The organism is Salmonella sp. 3C (assembly GCF_025426275.1).
GTDB lineage: Bacteria > Pseudomonadota > Gammaproteobacteria > Enterobacterales > Enterobacteriaceae > Salmonella > Salmonella enterica.
Genome location: NZ_CP104858.1, coordinates 851,798 through 875,840 on the forward strand (window position 1 = coordinate 851,798; position 24,043 = coordinate 875,840).

The 24,043-nt window shown below is 54.1% G+C and carries 16 protein-coding genes and 2 tRNA genes; 3 read left to right on the forward strand and 15 right to left on the reverse strand.

The features are described from left to right. Nucleotides 1-51 precede the first annotated feature (51 nt). The gene (tcdA, locus tag N7E69_RS04020; protein WP_000117748.1) at nt 52-858 is read right to left on the reverse strand and encodes a tRNA cyclic N6-threonylcarbamoyladenosine(37) synthase TcdA; all 807 of its coding nucleotides are present in this window, start codon (nt 856-858) and stop codon (nt 52-54) included. Between the two features lie 109 nt (nt 859-967). Then, nucleotides 968-2,065, reverse strand: a complete 1,098-nt coding sequence (mltA, locus tag N7E69_RS04025; RefSeq protein ID WP_000678626.1) for a murein transglycosylase A — start codon at nt 2,063-2,065, stop codon at nt 968-970. Nucleotides 2,066-2,272: 207 nt separating this feature from the next. Here mltA and N7E69_RS04030 point away from each other — a divergent pair. Together N7E69_RS04030 and N7E69_RS04035 are read left to right on the forward strand one after the other, a co-directional pair. After that, nucleotides 2,273-2,349 (forward strand) — tRNA-Met (locus N7E69_RS04030). 29 nt (nt 2,350-2,378) lie between these two features. Continuing rightward, nucleotides 2,379-2,455 (forward strand) — tRNA-Met (locus N7E69_RS04035). A 109-nt stretch (nt 2,456-2,564) separates the two neighbouring features. Here N7E69_RS04035 and amiC read toward each other — a convergent pair. After that, nucleotides 2,565-3,818 (reverse strand): N-acetylmuramoyl-L-alanine amidase AmiC, encoded by a 1,254-nt coding sequence (amiC, locus tag N7E69_RS04040; protein WP_000011921.1) that lies wholly within the window; start codon nt 3,816-3,818, stop codon nt 2,565-2,567. Nucleotides 3,819-4,050: 232 nt separating this feature from the next. Here amiC and argA point away from each other — a divergent pair, with 232 nt between their 5' ends. Next, nucleotides 4,051-5,382 carry an amino-acid N-acetyltransferase gene (argA, locus tag N7E69_RS04045; protein WP_000588964.1) on the forward strand — a complete coding sequence of 444 codons (1,332 nt, stop codon included), beginning with the start codon at nt 4,051-4,053 and terminating at the stop codon, nt 5,380-5,382. Nucleotides 5,383-5,484: 102 nt separating this feature from the next. Here the strand turns inward: argA and recD are convergent, their stop codons facing one another. The 12 genes from recD to rppH all read right to left on the reverse strand — a co-directional run bounded on the left by recD (nt 5,485) and on the right by rppH (nt 23,907). Next, complete coding sequence (gene recD, locus N7E69_RS04050) at nt 5,485-7,320, reverse strand: exodeoxyribonuclease V subunit alpha (protein WP_000155128.1); 1,836 nt, start codon at nt 7,318-7,320, stop codon at nt 5,485-5,487. Beyond that, nucleotides 7,317-10,862, reverse strand: a complete 3,546-nt coding sequence (recB, locus tag N7E69_RS04055) for an exodeoxyribonuclease V subunit beta (protein ID WP_001000558.1) — start codon at nt 10,860-10,862, stop codon at nt 7,317-7,319. Before recB ends, recD begins: the two co-directional genes overlap by 4 nt. Then, entirely contained in the window at nt 10,855-13,743 is a 2,889-nt protein-coding gene (gene ptrA, locus N7E69_RS04060) for a pitrilysin (protein WP_001138258.1), read from the reverse strand. The genes recB and ptrA overlap by 8 nt, the downstream gene beginning before the upstream one ends. Nucleotides 13,744-13,920: 177 nt before the next feature. After that, the gene (gene recC, locus N7E69_RS04065; protein WP_001752590.1) at nt 13,921-17,292 is read right to left on the reverse strand and encodes an exodeoxyribonuclease V subunit gamma; all 3,372 of its coding nucleotides are present in this window, start codon (nt 17,290-17,292) and stop codon (nt 13,921-13,923) included. Nucleotides 17,293-17,307: 15 nt separating this feature from the next. Further along, on the reverse strand, nt 17,308-17,628 hold the full coding sequence (locus N7E69_RS04070; RefSeq protein WP_000019294.1) for a prepilin-type N-terminal cleavage/methylation domain-containing protein: 321 nt from the start codon (nt 17,626-17,628) through the stop codon (nt 17,308-17,310). Further along, nucleotides 17,613-18,020 (reverse strand): DUF2509 family protein, encoded by a 408-nt coding sequence (locus tag N7E69_RS04075; protein WP_001078539.1) that lies wholly within the window; start codon nt 18,018-18,020, stop codon nt 17,613-17,615. Before N7E69_RS04075 ends, N7E69_RS04070 begins: the two co-directional genes overlap by 16 nt. After that, nucleotides 18,017-18,580 (reverse strand): prepilin peptidase-dependent protein, encoded by a 564-nt coding sequence (locus N7E69_RS04080; protein ID WP_000029147.1) that lies wholly within the window; start codon nt 18,578-18,580, stop codon nt 18,017-18,019. Before N7E69_RS04080 ends, N7E69_RS04075 begins: the two co-directional genes overlap by 4 nt. Further along, nucleotides 18,571-19,041, reverse strand: a complete 471-nt coding sequence (locus tag N7E69_RS04085; RefSeq protein ID WP_000744668.1) for a prepilin peptidase-dependent protein — start codon at nt 19,039-19,041, stop codon at nt 18,571-18,573. The genes N7E69_RS04080 and N7E69_RS04085 overlap by 10 nt, the downstream gene beginning before the upstream one ends. Before the next feature lie 184 nt (nt 19,042-19,225). Beyond that, nucleotides 19,226-20,020 carry a thymidylate synthase gene (thyA, locus tag N7E69_RS04090; protein WP_000816247.1) on the reverse strand — a complete coding sequence of 265 codons (795 nt, stop codon included), beginning with the start codon at nt 20,018-20,020 and terminating at the stop codon, nt 19,226-19,228. Between the two features lie 6 nt (nt 20,021-20,026). Further along, nucleotides 20,027-20,902 carry a prolipoprotein diacylglyceryl transferase gene (gene lgt, locus N7E69_RS04095; RefSeq protein ID WP_000204645.1) on the reverse strand — a complete coding sequence of 292 codons (876 nt, stop codon included), beginning with the start codon at nt 20,900-20,902 and terminating at the stop codon, nt 20,027-20,029. Between the two features lie 215 nt (nt 20,903-21,117). Further along, a complete protein-coding gene (gene ptsP / locus N7E69_RS04100) occupies nt 21,118-23,364 on the reverse strand; it encodes a phosphoenolpyruvate--protein phosphotransferase (protein ID WP_000957884.1) in 2,247 nt (748 codons plus the stop codon). 12 nt (nt 23,365-23,376) lie between these two features. Then, nucleotides 23,377-23,907 (reverse strand): RNA pyrophosphohydrolase, encoded by a 531-nt coding sequence (gene rppH, locus N7E69_RS04105; RefSeq protein ID WP_000564481.1) that lies wholly within the window; start codon nt 23,905-23,907, stop codon nt 23,377-23,379. Between the last annotated feature and the right edge of the window lie 136 nt (nt 23,908-24,043).

Below are 24,043 nucleotides of genomic sequence, written 5' to 3' on the forward strand. Positions count from 1 at the left end.
CGAAGGGCGCAGGGCCGGATACGCGTCTGCGTGACACTCCGCCCCGTCCTTTTATTCTTGTCGCGCCGCTTTAGCCATGATCTTCTTCAGCGCATGGGAAACGGCGACAAAACCGAACGTTGCCGTCACCATCGTCGCCGCGCCGAAGCCAGAGGCGCAATCCATCCGTTTTGGCCCTTCTGCGGTAGCTTTCATCGCGCATACGGAACCGTCCGCCTGTGGGTAAACCAGCGCTTCGGTGGAAAAAACACAGTCCACGCCCAGTTTACCTTTACTGTTCTTCACTACGCCAAAATTATGTTTCAATCTCTCACGCAGTTTTGCCGCCAGCGGATCCTGGATAGTTTTCGCCAAATCAGCGACCTGGATTTGCGTCGGATCGATCTGCCCGCCCGCGCCGCCTGTGGTCACTAAAGGAACCTTATATCGGCGACAGTACGCAATCAGCGCGGCTTTTGGACGAACGCTGTCAATGGCGTCAATGACATAGGTAAAACCCGCGTTCATATAACCCGCCACATTATCCGGCGTGATGAAATCATCGATAACCGTTACCCGGCACTCCGGGTTAATTTGCCGAATCCGTTCGGCCATCACTTCCGCTTTCGCCAACCCGACGTTATCACGCAACGCATGGATCTGACGGTTCGTATTGGTCACGCAGACATCGTCCATATCAATCAGCGTAATCGCGCCGATGCCCGTACGCGCCAGCGCCTCTGCCGCCCATGATCCCACCCCGCCGATTCCCACGACGCAGATATGCGCCTCAGCAAACCGCTGCAGCGCTTTTTCACCGTACAGACGCGCGGTGCCGCCAAAGCGTTGGCGCCAGGCATCACTTATCACCACTGACATATGACCTCAGAATAAAAAAAGGTGAGGTTATTCCTCACCCCTGCTCACTATTTTCAGGCCCGATAGCGATCGCGTTATCGGGCAATCCGGTTGTCGCAGAATACCACAATCAGCCGCTAAACACGTTACCGGCGCCCGGCGCGCTTTTTAACACCCAGACGCGACCATAGTGATTATACCATCCGGCACGATGCCCGGCATCCGGGCCAATTCCCTGGTAAATATCAAAGTGCTGGCCTTTAATCGCTCCGCCGACATCCAGTGCGACCATCAAACGTAGCTCATACTGACCGCTAAATTTACCGTTGTTATCCAGCAACGGTACTTCCGCCAACAAGGTCGTGCCAGGCGGAATGATGCTGCGGTCGGAGGCGACGGATGCTCGCCCAATCAGCGGTACAGCGCTGGCGCCTTTGACCGGCGCAAAAGATTGCGGCTTAAAGAAGACGAACGACGGGTTCTGCTCCAGTAATTCACGCACTTCCGCTTCGCTGTGCTTCTCTCCCCATTCGCGTATAGCCTGCATCGACATATCTTCTTTTTTCACTTCACCGCGATCGATAAGCACTTTACCAATACTGCGATAAGGCCAGCCGTTTTTACCGGCATAACTAAAGAAGTTCAGCGGACTACCGTCACCGAAATCAATATAACCGCTGCCCTGGACATCCATAATAAAGTTATCCATCAGCGAATTACTCCAGGCCAGGATGTACTTATCGCTCAGCGCGCCTGCGTAGATCTGAGCGCGGGACGGTAAGCGTCCGCGTTTTGGCGGCATACTATAGATAGGATACTGGAACGCGCCCTGGCGCGTATGGCGAGCCTGAACGACGGGCGTATAGTAGCCCGTGAACTGGACGTTACCGTAGTTGTCGGTGCCTTCCATCTGCCAGGCATCGATACCAAACTGACGCATAGTGCGCGTATCGCCTCCGGAACGTAACCAGTTCTGGACAGCGTTATAGACGTTGCTTTGATTGGTGTATAAACGCGGCGACGCGGAACGGATCTGGTTGACCTGCTCGGCAAAGTCTCCAGCATTAATCGGCGCGCCCACTGCGTCCGGCTGGTTTACCAGGGAGAAGGGCTGGGTAAATTTCCCGTCCTTATATTGCTGACCGCGATCGGTCGGTTTTGATGAACAGGCAGCCAGCATTGCCAGCATTACGCCTGTCGCCACATATTTTGCCCAACGTCCTTTCATGGTGTCTCGTCTTCTGCGTAATCGAAAGTGCCCGGTGAAGATAACAAACCGTCCGAAGTAATGAAATGCGATCGCGATCTCATTATGTAAATTCGTTTAAAAATCATGCTATCTGCGGTGTATTTGCGCAATTCATGAGAAATTAGCGATTTATATGAAAAAAGGGTTGCAACAAAAGCTCAGCGGAGTATAGTCCGCATCCACGGACGCGGGGTGGAGCAGCCTGGTAGCTCGTCGGGCTCATAACCCGAAGGTCGTCGGTTCAAATCCGGCCCCCGCAACCAATTACAATGAGAATGCAAGTTTAGACGGACGCGGGGTGGAGCAGCCTGGTAGCTCGTCGGGCTCATAACCCGAAGGTCGTCGGTTCAAATCCGGCCCCCGCAACCAACTTAATGAACACCCTTACGGGTGTTTTTTTGTATCTGTCGTCTGGTCCGCAACGACAGTGCGGGCAGCATCCTACTTACCCGCGCAATAAACTCGCCGTCATCTCAGGTTAACTTCTTCTCGCCAGCGTCGCCCCATCGGCAAAATACGCTTTAATGCCCGCCAGAATCGACTCTGCGACCTGTTGCTGGAACGTCGCGGTCTTGAGCTTGCGTTCTTCTTCAATGTTACTGATAAACGCCGTCTCGACCAGAATAGACGGAATATCGGGCGCCTTTAACACCGCAAACCCCGCCTGCTCGACCTTGTTTTTATGCAGGTCATTAACTTTACCAAGCTGCTTCAACACCGCTTTACCGAATTTCAAACTATCGGCAATGGTCAGCGATTGCACCATATCGAACATCGTATGGTCGACATAACGGTCACCGCTTTTGCTCACGCCGCCAATTAAGTCCGAGGCGTTCTGCGTTTGCGCCAGATATTTCGCCGCGGTACTGGTGGCGCCTTTGGTCGATAGCGCGAATACGGATGAACCGCTAGGCTGCCGGCTGGTGAAGGCATCCGCATGAATAGAGACAAACAGGTCGGCGCGCTGTTTCTGCGCTTTCGCCACCCGGACTTTTAACGGAATGAAGATGTCTTCATTGCGCGTCATATAGACCTTCATGTTGCCTTCTTTTTCGATCAACGCGCGCAGGCGGCGGGCTATCTGGAGCACCACGTCTTTTTCACGCGTTTTGTATTTGCCTATCGCGCCGGGGTCTTCGCCGCCGTGTCCCGGATCAAGCATAATGACAATGGGACGATCGCGCCCCGCTTTACCGGGCTGCGGCCCGCTTTGCGAAGGCGGCACCTGTTTATCCAGATCGCCTTTATTGTAGTCTTCCAGCAGCGCCAGCAGCGGATCCTGCATATCCTGCGCATTGGCAGGATAAAGATCCATCACCAGACGTTCTTTAAAGCCTGCCACAGGCGCCAGCGCAAATAGCTGCGGCTTCACGTTTTGTTTTAGCTCAAAGACCATACGCACAGTCTTAGGATCAAACTGCCCTACCCTTGCGGATTTGATATACGGATCGTCGCTGCGAATCTGCGCGCCAATGCCTTTAAGCACCGAGTTCAGATTCACATCCTCAATATCTACTACCACGCGGTCCGGGTTACTTAAGGCAAATTGTTTATATTTCAGCAGACGATTCGACTCTACCGTGACGCGGGTATAGCTGGACGCAGGCCAGATACGCACCGCAACGACCTGGCTTACGGCAGCCAGCCCGACCTGGCTCACGCTTAATAGCCACATGGCGCCCGCGCCTTGTAGTAAACGGCGACGGCTGATTGCTGAATTGGCTCCCGACATGCTTCTCCCGAGCAAAAACTAAATAGAGATCATACAAAGTTCATCCAAATTGACCGGAAACTTTAGCGAATGACGCATAATCTGTCATCTATAAAAGGGTAAACATTCTTTTTATATTCACGGCATTACTAAGAAAAGCGATCGGACCGCATAAAATTTACGCTTGCACAGAGGGCAAAAACAGAATAAAAATACACTAATTTCGAATAATAATTCACTAGTGGGGCGCGCAATGATAAAGGAACGTAAAACCGAACTGGTAGAAGGGTTTCGCCATTCAGTTCCCTATATCAACACCCATCGCGGAAAAACCTTTGTCATTATGCTCGGCGGCGAAGCCATTGAGCATGACAATTTTTCCAGCATCGTTAGCGATATCGGGCTACTGCATAGCCTCGGTATTCGCCTTGTCGTGGTGTATGGCGCGCGACCGCAAATCGACGCCAATCTGGCCGCGCATCATCATGAACCGATTTACCACAAAAACACGCGGGTGACGGACGCCAAAGCACTGGAGCTGGTGAAACAGGCCGCCGGTTTACTCCAGCTTGATATTACCGCCCGTCTGTCGATGAGTCTGAACAATACGCCGTTGCAGGGCGCGCACATTAATGTCGTCAGCGGCAATTTCACCATTGCGCAGCCGCTGGGCGTTGATGATGGCGTGGACTACTGTCATAGCGGCCGTATCCGGCGCATTGATGAAGATGCGATCAACCGCCAGTTGGATAACGGCGCGATCGTTCTGATGGGGCCGGTCGCCGTCTCAGTGACCGGCGAAAGTTTTAATCTGACCTCAGAAGAGATTGCCACTCAACTCGCCGTTAAACTGAAAGCGGAAAAAATGATCGGTTTCTGTTCTTCTCAGGGCGTTACCAATAGCGAGGGCGGCATCATTTCTGAACTCTTCCCGAATGAAGCACAGGCGCGGGTGGAAGAGTTGGAAGCGCAGGGCGATTACAACTCCGGAACCGTACGTTTTTTGCGCGGCGCGGTAAAAGCCTGTCGTAGCGGCGTTCGTCGTTGCCATCTGATCAGCTATCAGGAAGATGGCTCGCTATTACAGGAATTGTTCTCGCGTGACGGTATCGGTACGCAGATCGTCATGGAGAGCGCCGAGCAGATCCGCCGCGCTACCATCAACGATATTGGCGGTATTCTGGAGCTTATCCGCCCACTGGAACAGCAGGGCATTCTGGTACGCCGTTCCCGTGAACAACTGGAGATGGAGATCGATAAATTTACCATTATTCAGCGCGATAATATGACTATCGCCTGCGCGGCGCTGTATCCTTTTGTGGAAGAGAAAATAGGCGAAATGGCCTGCGTAGCGGTACATCCGGATTACCGCAGCTCATCGCGTGGAGAAGTGCTTCTGGAGCGGGTTGCCGCCCAGGCGCGGCAAATGGGGCTGCGTAAATTGTTTGTGCTGACGACGCGCAGTATTCACTGGTTCCAGGAGCGCGGTTTCACGCCTGTCGATATTGAGTTACTGCCTGAGAGCAAGAAAAAAATGTATAACTATCAGCGACGTTCAAAGGTGCTGATGGCGGATTTAGGGTAACGAGGGAGGCCTGATGGCGCTGCGCTTATCAGGCCTACGCTCGAAAGCATCATTTGGAGGCCGGATAAGACGCTACGCGTCGCCATCCGGCGAGAACTCGTCTTATCCGGTACGACTAACTTCATCAAATAAGGTGGCTAGCCCGCTGCGCCGCTCCGTACGCGTCACAATCGCGCCTGCCAGGATCCGTTCATCGGCATACAGCGATAACCGCCGCCGCGCTCGCGTAACAGCGGTATACACCAGCTCCCGCGTCACGACCGGCGAACGCTGGCTGGGTAAAATCAGCGCGGCGTGATCAAATTCAGACCCCTGTGATTTATGTACCGTCATCGCCCAGGTTGTATCATGTTCCGGCAGACGGCTGGGCTGAACGGACTTGATCGTGCCGTCCGGCATCACAAACCAGACGCGTAACCCCTGCCCGCGATCGAGCGCAATACCAATATCGCCGTTAAATAGCCCCAACGCGCTATCGTTGCGCGCAATCATTACCGGACGCCCTTCGTACCAGCGAGAATGCGGGTGCCGCTGAATTTTTCGTTGCTGCACCATCGCCTGCTCAATGCGGTCATTCAATCCCCTCACGCCAAATGGGCCTTCGCGCAGCGCACAAAGCAGTTGATACTCATTGAAAGCCTGAAGGATTGCCTCCGGCGTCGCTTTTTCATGCAGCAACCGCAGGTAGCGACCATAGCCCGCCAGCGCTTCATCCAGCATCCCGGCATAATCGTCGCTGCTTTGCAATGTACGCTTCTCTATATCGCTAAACCCCTGCTGAAAAACAGCCTGGATTGCCGACCTGTCGCCGCAGTTAATTGCCGCCGCCAGCTTGCCGATGCCAGAATCGCTGCCGAAACGATAGCTCTTTTGCAACAAACAGAGGCTATCGCGTAAAGATGCGGCTTGCGTTCCGGCCCCCGCCGGAATGGCGCTACCAGTGAGTCGACTTAGCTGTCGGGCGCGTTCCGCCGTAAACCCTGCGTTGACATAGGCGCAAATATCGCCCAACACAGCGCCCGCCTCAACGGATGCCAACTGATCGCGATCGCCAAGAAAAATGACCCGCCCGTGCGGCGGCAGAGCGTCAATCAAACGTGACATCATCGGCAAATCAATCATTGATGCTTCATCGACCACCAGCACGTCCAGATGTAGCGGGTTGCCCGCATGATGGCGTAATCGCTGGCTGCCGGGCTGTGCGCCTAGCAGTCGGTGCAGCGTACTGGCGTCCTCCGGTATACGCTTTTTCTGCGCATCGGTAAGTGGAAGCTGACGCAACGCCGCGCCGAGCGACTCCGTCAGGCGTGCGGCCGCTTTCCCGGTCGGCGCTGCCAGCCGGATACGGCAACGTTCGCCATCCGCCATTTGAATTAATGCCGCCAGCAGCTTCGCGACGGTGGTGGTTTTACCGGTGCCGGGACCGCCTGAAATCACGGAGATACGGCGAGTTAGCGCTACGGCGGCGGCCACCTTTTGCCAGTTCACCTCGTCTGTCGGAGGGAATAGCGCGTCCAGAATACGGGATAACTGATCTTCATCTACGGCGATGGCCTGGTTAACCTCGTTAAAAAAGCGCGCAACCGTACGTTCGTTGCACCACATGCGATTCAGGTAGAGACGCTCGCCGCACAGAATTAACGGCGCGGGGCTATCGCCGCAGCTAACCGCCGCAGACGCCAGTAACCGCTTTTTCCAGTCGATTGGCGTAGCCGTTTCGCTTATACAGGCGACCAGTAAGGGATGCGCCTCCTCCGTTAACGTTAAACGCGACAACGGCAGACACACGTGACCTTCACCTGCGTCATGACTAAGCAGCGCTGCCGCCAGCGTCACGGCGGGATCGTCGTTACCGGCGACGGTTAAAGCAAACTGGGCATCAATGGGCCGTAAGAGTTTTTGTTCAACGGCCTCCAGCAACCGCTCCTGGATTGTCATTGCGCCTCCTCACTCATTTCACCTGCAAACATATCATCCAGTTGGTTAATTAACGCCGCCGCAGGGCGAGTGGTAAAAATACCCTGCTGCGGACGTTCGCTATCCACCCCGCGTAAAAAGAGATAGATGACGCCGCCGAAATGGCGTTCATAGTCGTAATTCGCCATGCGATGACGAAGGTAACGATGCAATGCCAGCGTATAAAGCTGGTACTGCAAATCATAGCGATGCGCCTGCATCGCCGTAGCCATCGCCGCCTGGGTATAAGCGGCGCTATCCTCGCCCAGCCAGTTAGATTTATAGTCGAGCAGGTAATAGCGCCCCTCATAACGAAAAACCAGGTCGATAAAGCCCTTTAACATGCCGCGAACCTGCATGAAATCCAGCGCAGGGCAACCTGCTGAAAGCGGGTCGTATCGACGAATCAACGCATCCAGCTCTCCGGCGGTAAGCGGCTGGGCAATCGGCAGATAAAACTCCATTTCGACCTGTTTTTCACGCTCGGTCAGCACGCTCAGACTAACGCCCGTCTCGTTAAGGGGAACGTGCAACACGGTGTCCAGCCAGCGGGTAAGTACGGGCTCCCATCGCGTCTCAAAACCACTCAGCTCCAGTTTTTCCTGTACCCATTGGGGGTTTATCGGTTGAGTAAAATCAAGCTCTTCAAACAGGTTGTGCAAAAATGTTCCCGGCGATGCCCCGCGAGGAAAGTGATGCGGCGTCATTGCCGGCGCTTCCGCCGCTTCGCCAACGCCTGCGGCGTCAATGTCGAGACGAGGAATAAGATCTTGCGCCACGCTATGTCCCCGCTGCTGCAAACCGGAATAACTGGTGACGCGCCAGCTATCATAAAGCAGGCGTTGCAGCGTTCTGGCACTGAGTTCCGCGTGCGATGCAGCGGCAATTTGCCAGCGGTCGTTATCCGTATTGCCTGGCGTTCGACACACGATATCCTCGTCGCATAGCGCCTCAATACAGGCGCGAAGGCCTGCGGCATCCATCGGTTCGCCTTTTTGCAGGAGTCGCCCAAGCGCGCTTTGGTGCACATCCGTCTCTCCTTTCTTATCGCTACGACGCCGCACCAGCGGCGCGACGCCGAGGCTGCAATGCCACACTGCACGGGTCAGCGCGACATAAAGTAGGCGCAGGTCTTCCGCCAGGCGTTCGGCTTCCGCCAGTGCTATGCTCTCTTCGGCGTGACTAAGGTCCAGCACCGCCTCGTAGGAGTGCCTGTCGTGATAAAAAGCCTGGTCCTGCACGCGGAAATGGGTGATAAAAGGTAACCAGACCAGCGGGTATTCCAGACCTTTCGATTTATGAATGGTGACGATTTGCACCAGATGCTTATCGCTTTCCAGACGTAGTTGCTGGCTGGAAGCATTGCTATCGGGTTCAAGGATATGCTGCGCCAGCCAACGCACCAGCGCATGTTCGCTTTCCAGCTGCGAACCGGCTTCCTGTAACAGCTCGCTAATATGCAAAATATCCGTCAGCCGACGTTCGCCTCCCGCCGTCGCCAGCAGGTTTTCAGCAATATTGCGCGCCGACATTAGCGCGCGCAGCATAGGCATCACGCCGCGTTTATGCCAAATCTGTCGGTAGCCATCAAACTCTTCGACAACCGCATCCCACGCATTTTCATCATTGTTAAGCGTTTCGATATCCAGCGCGGTAAGGCCCATCATTGATGTCGCCAAAGCGCTACGCAGCGTATTCTCACGTTCGGGCGCCATCACCGCCTGCAACACCCACAGCATCTCCTGCGCTTCGAGCGTTTCGAATACGCTGTCGCGGTTAGAAAGATAGACGGAGGGGATCGCCAGTAAGGTCAGCGCATCCCGTATCAGCGCGGCTTCCCGCCTGCTGCGCACCAACACGCTGATATCCGAGGCACGAACGGGCCGCGACGAATCGCCGTTCGTCAGCAGCGCGTCGCCCGTTTGCCCGGCACGCAGCCAGTCGCGAATTTGCGTGGCGCACACCTGCGCCATATAACTTTGATAATCGCCCGAACCGCAGCTTTCCCCCTCCATTAGCCACAGGGTCATCGCCGGTTGAGGCGCGTCATTCACTTTAAATTGCAGCGACTGGTTTCTGGGCGCAAACTTTACCGGACTGAAGGGAATATCGCGGAACATAAAGGCGTCGTTCATCTGACTGAACAGCTTGTTAACGCTATTCACCATCCCCGGCGCGGAGCGCCAGTTAGTGTCAAGCGTATAGTGCGCGCTCACTTCGCTGCGAGCCTTCATGTAGGTGAAGATATCCGCGCCACGAAACGCATAAATCGCCTGTTTAGGATCGCCAATCAGCAATAGCGCCGTATCGGGTTGATGTCGCCAGATACGGCGAAAAATACGGTACTGTTGTGGGTCGGTATCCTGAAATTCATCGATCATCGCCACCGGAAAACGGGTACGAATCGCCGCAGCCAGCGCCTCGCCGCTTTCACTACGCAGCGCGGTATCTAAACGGCTGAGCATATCGTCAAACCCCAGCTCGCCGCGCCGGCGTTTTTCCTGAGCCACCGTTTCACGGATCTCTGATAGCGCTCGGGTAAGAACCAGATCTTTAATCGATAGCGGTTCGCCCAACAGGTTATCAATGGCGACAAACAATGGGTGCTGGGGCGTCACGCCGCCAGCTTTGGTGCGCTCAGCTAAAAAACGCTGTGAAAATTTTCCCAACGCCTCGGGTAATTGATAGTTTTTCGTCTCTTCTTGCGCCCACGCGGTGATCTTTTCGATCCATTTCGCCTGATTGCCGCGGTTGAACTTTCTGCGATCGATGCCGGATGATTCGATCAGCGCGTCCAGCTCGCTAACCGCCTCACACCACTGCTGCTTCACCTGGTTGATGCGCGCCAGGATCTGTTCATGACGCGATGCCAGCGTCTCCTCCTGCGATGGCGGCGCTTTAATGACCGGCGCTTCGCCCTGCAGATAACGATCGATATCCTTTAAGAGCGCCTTCGGTCCCTTCCACACGTCAAACACCACCTGCGCGATGTCGCGCGGCAGCGGATAGCAATGACGCCGCCAGAAATCGGCGCAGGCCTGATAACGCAACAAAGATTCGTCTTCAATAAGCTGTTGCTCAAACAACATACCGGATTCGAAAGCGTTCAGGCTGAGCATACGCTGGCAAAAACCGTGGATGGTAAAGACCGCGGCCTCGTCCATTTGTCGTTCTGCCAGTAATAACCACTGCGCGGCCTGCTTTTTGTCGCTAATTTCTTCCAGCAAGCGGGCATACAGCGGATTATCCGTGCTTTCCCGCAGACAGGCGATGCGCAACTCATGGATATTACTGCGGATGCGCCCACGCAGCTCTTCAGTGGCGGCCTCCGTAAAGGTTACCACCAGCAGTTCTTCAACGGTCAACGGACGGGGAAATGCGGTGCTGCCGCCTAAACCGAGCAGTAGCCGCAGATACAGCGCCGCGATAGTAAACGTTTTGCCTGTGCCCGCTGATGCTTCAATCAAACGCTCGCCTGTAAGGGGCAAGCGCAGAGGATCAAGAGTCTCGGCGACATCATTCATTCTTTTCGCTCATTAGAGGTAACGTTTGCTGCAAAGCGCTGACGTTATCCCACACTTTCCAGCCTGTCGGATGCACGTATTCTGCTTTTCCATTCTGGCTACCGGCAATCTGTGACAATATTGCCATACCTTGTGGTTCCACCACCGCCTGGTGGAAGAAATCGGCAAGCTTTTGTGGCGTCAGCAATTTTATCTGAGCGATGATTTTATCACGCGAGTCAAAGCGCATATTACCCCGATCGAAATCCTTGCTTAAACGGGATGCTTCTTCGCCCAACGTTTGCGGCGCCTGGCGCATTTGCGTAATGATCGCCTGCTGAATTTGGGCGAACTCTTCCGGCTTCATCGCCCTCAGCTTCGCCTCGGCGTCAGGGAAAAATGCCTGATAGCGTTGCCACAGGTAAGAGGGCTGTTTATCGTTGCTCTGTAGCAGGAATCCCATTCCCCACTGACGGCCAACGCTCATCGGAAAGGCGAAAACAGCGTATCCCAGTTGCTCTTCGGTTCGTAGCTGATTGTAAAACCACGGTTGAACAATCTGACCTAACATCGCGCTGTAGGCGGCGCTGACGTACTCGTCGTAGCCGACCGGGACAAAGACCGCTGCTAACGCGGAGTCGGTGCTACTGCCCGCTTTTTCAAATATTACGGACTGCTTTTTCTCAACCACCACGTCTTTGTTACGACACCACGCCGATCCGTTCGCCGCGAGCTGTTTTTGGACATCTTGCGCCAGAGAGGTCGCCTGGGCTTCGCTCATATTCCCTATAACCAGAAATTCCGGACGAACGCCCGTTTTTAACGCATTACGATAGGCCATCACCTCTTTTAACGTAATGGACGGCAGCAAAGCGCGACGTTCATCACGGGAAAAATAAGGCACCTGCGAAATCATCTGCACCGGCATAATCGCCTGTTCGTAGGCTTTTCCCTTCTCCGCAGAATCCATCATCTGCGTATACCAGGATTTCGCCTGCGCCAGCTGTTCCTCCGTGGCGTCGTAGCTAAAATATCCTTCCAGCAGCGCCAGGAAAAGCTGCGGCAAACGCTGGGTATAACCGTTCGCAGTGACCATCAGACCATTGTTGGCGTTAGTGGAAAAGCTAATGCCGCCCACTGCCGCCTGGTTGCTGAGCTGATCGAGCGCCATTCCCGCCAGATAATCATTAAGGGCGAACAGTACCTGATTGCGGGCGCTGTCCATCGCCTGCGGGTTACGCAATACCACGCTCACGTCAGCTTTTGGCTCGCTGGCGAAATAACGACTCGGCGCATAAACCACGCGCAAATCCGCTTTATCGACAATCAGTTCTGGCCGCACGTAGTTTTTGTCATTCTTAACAAGCGAAAAATCATCAGGAATATAGGGGTTTAACTCCGGCAGCGACAACGCAATGCCCTGTGCTTTTTGCTGCCAGTTTTTAAACGTCTGTTCGCTAATCTTATCGACCTGATAAGGCGCATCCACAAAATACGCAATCTTATTATGGGGTTCCTGGGGACTGATGTACCAGATGCGCGCATTCTGCGGCGTCATCATCGCCAGGCGATTTTTGATAGCGGCAGGATCGTAACGATCGGCGATATTCGCCGCATCCAGCGTATGCGCTACCGGGACGCGGATCATAGTGTCCGCCAGCCACTCGACATAGTCCATATCGCGGGTAATCGACGGATAGCGGAAGTCGAGATCCAGCACATGCGCCAGCTCGTCAAAGTAACGTTTATCTATCCCTTTTTCACGTAACGTATTGAGATAGCTAAAGATAGCTGCGACGACTTCATCACGATTGGCCAAACCTTTATCAGTCAGCGTTGCCGAAATGGCAAATACGCCGCTGTTACCATTAACAATCGGATCGGAATCCGCGCTAATACCTTCGACCAGTCCTTGTTTTTGCAGCCAGTCAGAGAGCGTCCCCGGGCTACGATTGCCAATCAGATAAGAGACCAGTTCATCGGTCTTGCTACGGAACTGCGCGCTATTGTTATCAATACGAAACTCCACGCGCAGCACTTTACGCGGTAGCGCCGGCACGTAATGAATAATGATGCCCTTCTGCGCCTCGGTGATGACAGGTACGGTAATTTCCGGTTTTTTAATCTGTTTATTCGGCACGCGACCATAGGTTGCGGCGGCAATACTCGCCAGTTCCGGCAAGGGTTTATTACTGTAAATCACCGCCTTCATCAGATTAGATGAATAGTATTTTTCATGAAAAGCGATCAACGCCTGTTGCACCGGATTTCCCGGCTTATCGCTTAGCGTTTCCAGATTGCCGCCAGAAAAGTGCGAGCCTGGATGCGCCGGGTTAATGGTTTCGGCGCTTACCTGCGCCATACGCATACCGTCGCGGGTGCGCGCCATCGTCAGCTCGGCATTCACCGCGTTTCGTTCGCGTTCGGCATACTTTTTATTGAGCAATGGCGCGGCAATGGCGTCGGCCAGTCGATCTACGGCACCTGGAAGCGCGTCGTTTTCAACCTCCAGGTAGAAGGCTGTTCGATAAGGCGCGGTGCTGGCGTTGTGGCTACCGCCATGTCTTTTAAGGTATTCGGCAAGGCTATCCGCCTGCGGATATTTTTTTGACCCCATCAGGCACATATGCTCAAGATAATGAGCAAGCCCCTGATGAGCCTCAGGATCTTCAAGCGATCCAACGGGCACCACTAACGCTGAAAGCGACTTTACAGCCTGCGGATCGGATACGAGCAACACCACCATGTCATTATCAAGACGTATCGCCTGATACTGCCGGGTATCTTTATCGCTTTTACGGATAGTTTCTTGCAGCGGTTGCCAACCGATATCCGCCTGAACTGCAGGCCCCCAGAGGGCGACCAATAACAATAACGCTTTGAACCAGGTGCTGCGGGGCATTCACGGACCTCATCATTAACTTTCATTCCCACTCATCTGTATGGTCACGTAAACCATCGACCTGAGCGGAACGGGATATTATTGTGCTGAACCAGGCAGCATTTTTTTATCAGTAATCAGTCCGTGACGAAGAGCGCATCATAGTCGAAGCCTTTTAATGGCGCGATTTTCATACAATCAACGAGACTGATTAAAACGAAACAGCGGTAACAGGTAATGCCGTGACTGCGCAATGATAGCCTGCAACGTTTCAGATTCCAGCTGACGCCAAAGACGTTGATACCAGATATCTTCGCCTTCGCCGCTCACCATCATGTTGCCTTCATAAGCCTGTAGAAACTTTGTTCTGGCCTTCTGTAAGGTGTCATCGTCGTCTAAAATGACATCATTTTCAGCGTCATAACAGGCTTTTATCCATGCGCCGCCGCTTTCCGGCAGTACCAATAGCGGAGAAGACATGCCTTCCCGGTAGCCTTCAATCAGTTGCGCCAGGTAAGCCATTGCCTGCGTTTTATCAAGAGGCGGAAATCGCCACTCTCCCTCTTTGCGCAAAAACAGGCGACTTTCGCCACTCCCGCCGCTGGCACAATAGACAAGGTGTTCCAGCCAAAGTTGCACACCTTGCGCCACGCTGATTAAAGCGGGACGCCAGCGCAATAATCCATCCTCCTGTACCTGCGGCAGCCAGCCGGTTAGCTGAACGCCATTGCAAAGCAGATCCACTTCCAGGCTTTGGCTCGGCTTACGGCAGGCGATGACCCGGCTTGCCAGTTGCTGCATCTCCTGACATTGCGCATCCCAGAATATTTCGCCAAACGCGCCGTAAGGCAACTCTCCCGCAGCCCGGAAACGGCGGAACAAGCGTTCGGCGTCGTCCTCTTCAACCAGCGTATTGAGCAACTGTTGGTTAAGTTGATATCGCGTCAATCCCTCTAATTCAAACGGTTCCGCATCAGGAATCTCACTCTCTTCCGAGCGGAAATTAACCTGAAGCCGCATCTGAAAAAATGCGCGTACCGGATGGGCCCAAAAACGCTGCAGACTTTCCAGAGTCAATGTTTCCGGCATCGTAAAAGGAAGCGGCTGCACAAAGTCAGAATGCGCTTTTCCCGACTGACTCGCCGCGGGCAACCACTCTCTGGCATAACTTTGCTGTTCGCCGGGTTGGTAATTTTGCGCATCAAAAGGCATACGGGTATGCAGACGCGTAATATGCGCTTTGACTCGTGCTTCGCTCTCATCACAGGTCAGCGTTTCGTCGCCCGGCAAATAGTGGCTTTGTCCGATGTAATCCACCAATTCTTGCACCAGTACAGAGGGAAAGCGTTCGCTATTATCCTGGATGGAGCGACCGATGTAGCTGATATACAGCGTCTGCTGCGCCGAGATTAACGCTTCCAGAAACAGGTAGCGGTCATCGTCGCGACGGCTACGATCCCCGCGCATGGGTTTTTGGCTCATCAGGTCAAAGCCCAACGGCGCAAGCTGGCGCGGGTATACGCCGTCGTTCATTCCCAGCAGGCAAACGACTCTAAACGGAATGGAACGCATCGGCATCAGCGTACAAATATTGATGGGGCCCGCCAGGAAGCGCTGGCTAATACGTTCCTGATCCAGACGCTGCGCCAGTTCATCCCGCAGTAGCGAAATCGGTACCGCGTCGCCATATTCCGCCGCGACGCCTTCGGCGATAATGGCCTGCCACTGCTGTTCAATCAATGTCATTGCCGCTTCCGTGTCCGCATCGGGCAGGAAGAAATCATTGAGCATATCGCGACAAACGGGCAGCCACTCTTCCAGCGGTCGCTCCTGCGCCAGACCGCGCCGCCAGATATTAAGCTGCATCAGCAGCGAAGCCAGATGCCCGACCAGCTCAGCAATCAGACCGCTGGATTCGTCATAAGGCAGAACCGACTGCCACTCGCCCTGGGCGCTTTCCATCGCATACCCCAGCAGCATACGCGTCAGGCCAAATTGCCACGTATGCTGCCCCGTGGCAGGAAGTTCCAGCTCGCGTACGTTGTCATCGTCAATTCCCCAGCGAATGCCTGACTCATTGACCCACAAGCGCAAATAACGCAACCCTTCTTCGTTGATCGTAAAGCGGGCAGCCAATACCGGTACGTCTAACAACGCCAGAACATCCTCGGAGACAAAGCGGCTGTCCGGTAACGAAAGTAGGCTGATAAATGCCTGTAACACCGGATGTGACTGACGCGCCCGCCGATCGGAAATGGCATAAGGCAGATAGCGCTCCGTTGGCGCGCTACCAAACACCGCCTGGATAAACGGGCTATAGCTGTCAATATCAGCCACCATAACGATAATGTCGCGCGGCGTTAGTGTCGGATCGGCTTCCAGCATCGCCAGCAGGCGATCGTGCAGTATCTCCACCTCGCGCTGCGGGCTGTGACAAACGTGAAAAGAGAGGCTGTTATCCTCGGGATCGAGCAGACGCTTATTGTCGCTGCGCGAATACTCCTCAAGATTTACGCCCGCCACCGCATGGCTTTCCAGTTCAAGGATGTCCGCCTGAATCCGATGCAAAAGATTATCTGGCGTAATATCAACAAACGCATCCAGCTCCTGGCTGTTTTCCAGTTCAGATAGCAGGTAGATATAATCCCGTCCCAGTTTTCCCCATGAGGCCAGTAGCGGATTACCGATATCCTGTTCACCGTCGCTGTTAAATAAGGCTTCCGGATTCTGGTTTTCACGGAACAACGGTAAATGACGGTCTTCAAAACTGTGACGACGCTGGCGAGCCATGAGTTTTGCCAGCCAGGCTGGGTCTTTAATATCCCCCCAGTAATACCGACACGGATTAGTAAAAAGGAGATGGATTTCAATATGTTTACCCAGCGCCTGCAATGCTCTGAGATACACTGGCGGTAACGCGGAAATGCCGCAAATAAAAACGCGGGACGGCAACCCTGGCGGGCAGGCGGTCGCGCTTTCCAGCGTTTGAATAAAGCGTTGGTAGAGATTGGCGCGATGCCAGCGCGGCTGCCCCAGCGCGGCGGTATATTCCACCAATGCTTTCCACAACGGCGCCTGCCAGTTTTGCGCCTCTCCCAGACCTTCCACGGTTTTTCCCGCTTCCCACTGCGTAAGCCAGTCAGGCCGATAAACCAGATACTGATCGAACAGGTCGGCGGCGCGCGCGGAAAGCTGAAAGAGTTTGCGTTTATCGGTGTCGTCGGTCAGATAATGGCGCAGCAGTACAAACTCATCCTTATCCAGCAACTGCGGCAGCAAGGTCATCAGTTTCCAGCTCATGCTTTGTTTGCTGAAAGCGCTTTCTTTGGGGATATCCGGCAACACGCGGACAAACATCTCCCAGATAAAACTCGCCGGTAACGGAAAAGCGATATTCGCCGCAATACCAAACTTTTGTGAAAGGGTCATCTGCAGCCACTGCGCCATACCCGTGCTTTGTACCAGAATCATTTCTGGTTCAAAGGGATCATCCAGCCGCTCGCGTTCGACGATGAATTCCATCAACGCTTCCAGCACATCCAGACGATTGGAGTGGTAGACCCTTAACATAATTACTCCTGACGATTAACGATTTGGACAATGCAAGCGCGTCATCTGCCCCTGCCTGCCAGAGGGTGAAACCATCGTGACGCTGATGCTGACACATCCCGATTGCGTTGTCTGCATCCGGTTGGCCTTCCAGCCTTCAGCAGGCGAAAATGGATACAGCGCCGTTTGCTGCCACGCCTGCCGCCAGATCTGAAGATACTGGTGTCGTAATGCAAAACTGTGCATTAATACCCGCTGATAGCCTGACAGCGCGGTGACGATCATTACCATTAGAACCATCGCCACTAAAACTTCCGGGAGGCTAAACCCGCGTTGTAAATTCAGGGGATGCGACATAACGCCACCTCTTTTAACGGACAAAAATCGCTCCAGCCGTGGGGAGAAAAGACAATGCTTCCCTGAATGACGTTGCCCAAACGCCATAACGTCATGCTGTCATCTTGCGCCGCCATCACCACCTCATCCCCCGGTAACCTCCGCAAACAGACTCTCGCTCCTGAAGAGGAATAGCGCCGACATTCCATTTCGGTTACGCCTGACCATAGCTGCCCCCGCCCCCATTCCAGCGCCGACTGTACAAGCGCCTGGCGTTGTATCGCCAGGCTCTGCGTCGTCACGCGGGTGGCATAGCTGGCCTGCTGCTGATTTACGCCTTGCAGTAGCAGACTGCCCAGAATCAGTATTAAAAGCGCCAGTATTAGCGAAGAAGCGCCACGTTCCCGATTCACAGATTAAATCCCGTTACGCTGTATTGCGCGTCAATAACCGTCTGAGGCTCGGCTTTGCTGGCGCCGCGCAGATGCAGCATGAGCACTGGCGAGAATCCCGTTATATCCCGGCGCTCAACGGTAAACGCCGTGATGAGTACCGTATTGGGATCGGTCATTTTTTCCCATCCCTTACCCTGGCAAGATGTTGCTCCGCGTAATGTCTCCAGAACGTTATCCTTCACACGAAACCCGGTCTGGTCGGCCTCTTTCGCCGGTATGGTATCCCAGACACCGTTATTATTCCCGTCCCACTGAACGATGACGCATTGCCCCTGTTCGGCAAGATGTAACCCTTCGCCAATACAGTGGCCATGACAGTAACCCGCACGTTGAAGATGCTTCGCTACGGTATAGATTCGCTGCCAGATTTCATCTTCCAGCGATAACTGTCGCGTGTTGTGCCAGATCTCACGCTGTAGCGCCGGTAAAAATCGTGCGGACCCAAGCAGTAAAATGGAACCTATCGCCATCGCCAGCACGACCTCCAGTAGCGAGAACCCCCGCGTGGTTATTGACACGTGGCGGCCTCGTTACGCTCGCATAGCCTGATTCGCCCCCAGGAGGAGACGACCAGACGCCACTCTCCGGCAGCGTTTTTCAGTACGATGTGCCCTGCCCATGCCGTATTGCGCAAGCCAAAGAAGGCTAACGACGGCGTGATATCGGCAAGGACGACATCACGCCAGTCGGGCGTAAACACAAAGGGGGAAGATGGCGTACACGATGTTTGCGTAGCAACAGAGCTGACAAAGCACCATGAACCGCCTTCGCTGACCACGCGAAGAATGTGATCGCGGTTATGCCAGTGAGCATCCTCACGAAGTTGCAGCAGGTAATCCCGCACCTGACATGCGGTTTGCCACAGGCGCTGTTGCTGCTGCCAGCGTTGCCAGCCATAAAGTCCTGTGGCGCTGAGAATGATAATGAGCGACATCGCGACCACCGTTTCAATGAGCGTATAGCCCTGTTGTTTTTTCATGTCGGCAGTATGGCGGGCGGAAGAAAAATAACGAGCGCCAAATACAGATTGTTCGGCGCGTTACGGAAAAAAGTTCATGTCTTGCAGCGCGTTGCAAAATTTCAGGAATCCGCGCCGAAGATTGAGACGAAGGGTAAAAAAAACCGACGCGCAATGACGTCGGTTATGGCAGGATCGTCAGCGCTTAGATAGCGACCGGCGCTTTAATACCGGGGTGCGGATCATAGCCTTCAATTTCGAAATCATCGAACCGGTAGTCAAAAAGCGAATCGGGTTTACGCTTAATCACCAATTTCGGCAGCGCGCGAGGTTCACGGCTTAATTGCAGGTGCGTCTGCTCCATATGGTTGCTGTACAGGTGCGTGTCGCCGCCGGTCCAGACAAAATCGCCGACGTCCAGGTCGCACTGTTGCGCCATCATATGCACCAGTAACGCGTAGCTGGCAATGTTGAACGGCAGACCGAGGAACACATCGCAGGAGCGCTGATAAAGCTGACAGGAGAGTTTTCCATCTGCGACATAAAACTGGAAAAAGGCGTGACACGGCGCCAGCGCCATCTTATCCAGCTCGCCGACGTTCCACGCAGAAACGATAATACGACGAGAGTCCGGGTCGTTTTTAAGCTGGCTTAAGACCGTGGCGATCTGATCGATATGGCGGCCATCCGGTGTTGGCCATGCACGCCACTGCTTACCATAAACCGGGCCTAAATCGCCGTTCTCATCGGCCCATTCGTCCCAGATGGTGACATTATTTTCGTGCAGGTAAGCGATGTTGGTATCGCCCTGCAAAAACCATAGCAGTTCGTGAATAATTGAACGTAAATGGCAGCGTTTTGTCGTCACCAGAGGAAAGCCTTCCTGCAGGTTAAAACGCATCTGATGGCCAAAAATGGAAAGCGTGCCGGTGCCGGTACGGTCGTTTTTCTGTGTGCCTTCATCCAGCACTTTTTGCATCAGTTCTAAATACTGTTTCATGGTTCCTCAGGAAACGTGTTGCTGCGGGCGGCGGCGATATGCCCAAACCATCATGATCGCGCCAGCGATAATCATCGGGATAGAGAGAATCTGCCCCATGCTGATGTACTGTACCCACGCGCCGGTAAATTGCGCGTCCGGCTGGCGGAAGAATTCAACAATGATACGAAACGCGCCATAGCCAATCAGGAATAATCCGGAGACTGCGCCCATCGGACGCGGTTTGCGAATAAAGAGATTAAGGATGATAAACAGCACCACGCCTTCTAATGCCAGCTCATACAACTGGGAAGGGTGGCGCGGCAATACGCCGTAGGTATCAAAAATAGGCTGCCATTGCGGATGTGACGGCAGCAGCGCAATATCTTCCGCGCGTGAGCCAGGAAAGAGCATGGCAAACCGGAAGTCAGGATCGACGCGCCCCCACAATTCACCGTTGATAAAGTTGCCCAGACGCCCGGCGCCCAGGCCGAACGGAATTAACGGCGCAATAAAATCAGACACCTGAAAGAACGAGCGCTTCGTGCGCCTGGCGAAGATAATCATCACCAGTATCACGCCGATAAGCCCGCCGTGAAAGGACATGCCGCCGTCCCAGACGCGGAATAAATAGAGCGGGTTATCCAGAAACAGAGGGAAGTTATAAAACAGGACATAGCCAATACGTCCCCCCAGGAAGACCCCCAGGAAACCTGCATAGAGTAAATTTTCAACTTCGTTTTTGGTCCAACCGCTTCCCGGACGGTTAGCGCGACGCACCGCCAACCACATCGCGAAAACGAACCCCACCAGATACATCAAGCCATACCAGTGAAGCGCGACGGGCCCAATTGAGAAAATGACCGGATCAAAGTCCGGAAAATGCAGATAGCTACTGGTCATCTGTCACCACAATTTCTTGTTATTTCGCTGAAGAGATAGCGATTGATAAGCGCGCCTGCGCGTTGCAGACGCTCCAAAGGTGCGAATAATAGCACAAGGGTTAAAAGCGAGATGCCGATTACCGTTAAAAGATATGTATACGCATTGTCTTTCATCTTGCAGGCGTGTTGTCTGCGCCGTGAATCCACAGTCACTCTCTTTTCCCGCTCCAGTCGTTACAACCCTCCGCGAATCAATCCCCCCATCCCGCGGCGCTCCATAAACGCCGCCACCTGATGACGCACCTCGGTCGCCATCTGCGCCTCAAGGCTGCGTCTGGCAAGGGTTTGCGCGTCTTCAAAATCGATATGCCGCAGCAGATATTTCACACGCGCTACCGAACGGCCATTCATCGAAAGATGGCGATATCCCAGACCGATAAGAATCGCCACGCACATCGGATCGCCCGCCATCTCGCCGCACAAGCGAAGATCGAGGCCATTTTTTTCGGCTTCCTGCGCAATCATGCTCAGTGCGCGCAGCATAGCCGGATGCAGACTGTCGTAAATACTGGCCACGCGGGTATTGTTGCGATCTACCGCCAGGATATATTGCGTTAAATCGTTGGTGCCGACCGAGATAAAGTCGATCCGGTTAGCCAGATGCGGCAGCATAAATACCATTGACGGTACTTCCAGCATAATGCCGATACGCGGTTTCGGGATCGCATAGCCGATCATCTCCTCGACCTCGCGCCCGGCGCGTTCGATCAGACGCCGCGCTTCATCGACTTCATCAATACTGGTGACCATCGGCAACAAAATGCTGAGGTTGCCAGTCGCCGCATTGGCGCGCAGCATCGCGCGGACCTGGATCAAAAAGATCTCCGGCTGATCCAGCGTAATGCGGATCCCGCGCCAGCCCAGACACGGGTTCTCCTCGCTGATCGGCATATAGGGCAGTTGCTTATCCGCTCCCACATCCAGGGTCCGCAGCGTCACCGGTTTATCGTTAAACATTTGCAGCATCCCTTGATACTGCGCCACCTGCTCTTCTTCCGAGGGAAACCCGCTTTGCAGCATAAAGGGAATTTCAGTACGGTACAGGCCGATACCGTCGATCCGACTGCCTAACTTTTCCTCATGCTCGGGACTGAGCCCGGCATTCAGCATCACTTTGATACGCTCGCCGCTTTTCAGTTGGGCGGGAAGATTGACGTCGTCCTCCGCCAGACGACTGAGTTCTATCTCTTCACTAATGAGCCGCTGATATTCCTGAATAAGTACGGGTTCAGGATCGACCAGTAATTCACCGCGATAGCCATCCACCACCAACGTACGGCGATGTAGCACCGAAGGCTGGATATCCGCACCCATGACGGTCGGGATACCGAGCGCGCGCACCATAATCGCCGCATGCGAGTTTGCCGCGCCGTCGCGCACCACAACGCCCGCCAGCCTGTCCTGCGGCAGCTCCGCCAGGGTGGTCGCCGACAGCTCATCCGCGACCAGAATAAAACGTTCCGGCCAGGCGTTTGGCCCCTGAACTGAATCATCAAGGTGGAATAACAGCCGCTGCCCCAGCGTGCGTAAGTCTCCCGCACGTTCTTTGAGGTAGTTATCGGTTAGCGCCGCAAATTGCTCGGCAAATTTTTCGATGATTTTTTTAACGGCCCACTCCGCAACAGCGCCTTTGTCGACCTCGGCGAAGAGTTCGCGACGCAGTCTGGCGTCTGAAAGCAGGTGTGAGTACAGATCAAAAATGGCCGCCGTCTCTTTTTGCGCGCCGGCGGCAAAGCGTTTGCTGTATCGTCGGAATTCGTTCGCCGCCTCTTCCAGCGCGCCGGTCAGTCGTTCACGTTCAAGAGAGGTATCCAGCGTAGACGCTTCGTAAACCTGTTCCATCAGCGGCATGGTCGCGTCTTGCCAGCCCGTTGCGATAGCCACGCCCGGCGCCGCAGGAAGCGCGCGGATTCGCGTCTGCCGGTATTGCCCGAACAGCGCTGTGACCTGCGACTGTGACAGGATAGCCGCCATCTGCGTAGCGAGCGTGACAAGGAAAGACTCTTCGCTTTCATCGTACTGGCGCAATTCGCGCTGCTGTACGACCAGCACGCCGAGAAGTTGGCGACGCTGAATGATCGGCACGCCGAGAAACGCGCGAAAACGCTCCTCTTTTACCGAAGGAATGTATTTAAAGCTGGGATGTTTTTGCGCATCGGCAAGGTTAATGGGTTCCGCCAGTCTGCCCACCAGACCGACGATCCCCTCATCAAACGCAAGCGCAACGGTTCGACCACGCGGTTTTTTCAACCCCCGCGTCGCCATCAGGTAATAACAGCGTCGGTCATGATCGGCCAGGTAAACCGAGCAAACCTCAGTATCCATCGCAAGACAGATATCCGTGACCAGAATATTCAGCGCCTCGTTCAGACGCGGCGCACTGGCCACTTTTTCGACTATTTCGCGCAGGCGAGTGAGCATAATTTGCGTGGCTTAACCTCTTTTACGTCGATAAGCAGGCGCGCTTTGTAGCTTAGGGGGATTATCCTGAAGCGCCATGACAACACTTGCAAACTCTTTCATTACCCTGCGGTAGACATCGCGTTTAAATGACACCACTTGTCGAACCGGATACCAGTAACTTACCCAGCGCCAGCCGTCAAACTCCGGCGTACTGCTGGTTTGCATATTGATTTCGGCGTCGGCGCTCATTAACTGCAAAAGAAACCACTTTTGTTTCTGGCCGATACATACCGGCTTTGTGTCCCAACGCACCAAACGTTTTGGTAACTTGTAACGCAACCAGTTGCGAGTAGAAGCAAGGATCCGCACATCTTTACGGCTTAACCCAACTTCTTCAAACAGTTCCCGGTACATCGCCTGTTCTGCCGACTCCCCTGGATTTATCCCGCCCTGCGGGAACTGCCAGGAGTGCTGACCAAATCGCCGGGCCCACATCACCTGCCCCTGACGATTACAAATTACGATACCTACATTTGGGCGGTAGCCATCGTCATCAATCACCGGACTACCTCAACATAAACCTTATATATGAACGATTGTTTCATACTCCAGTGAGGCGGTAAACCACTCTGTAATAGTGACACAGCCTAATAACAATTGAATAACTCACAGTAAATAGCCGAGTTATAAACAGATG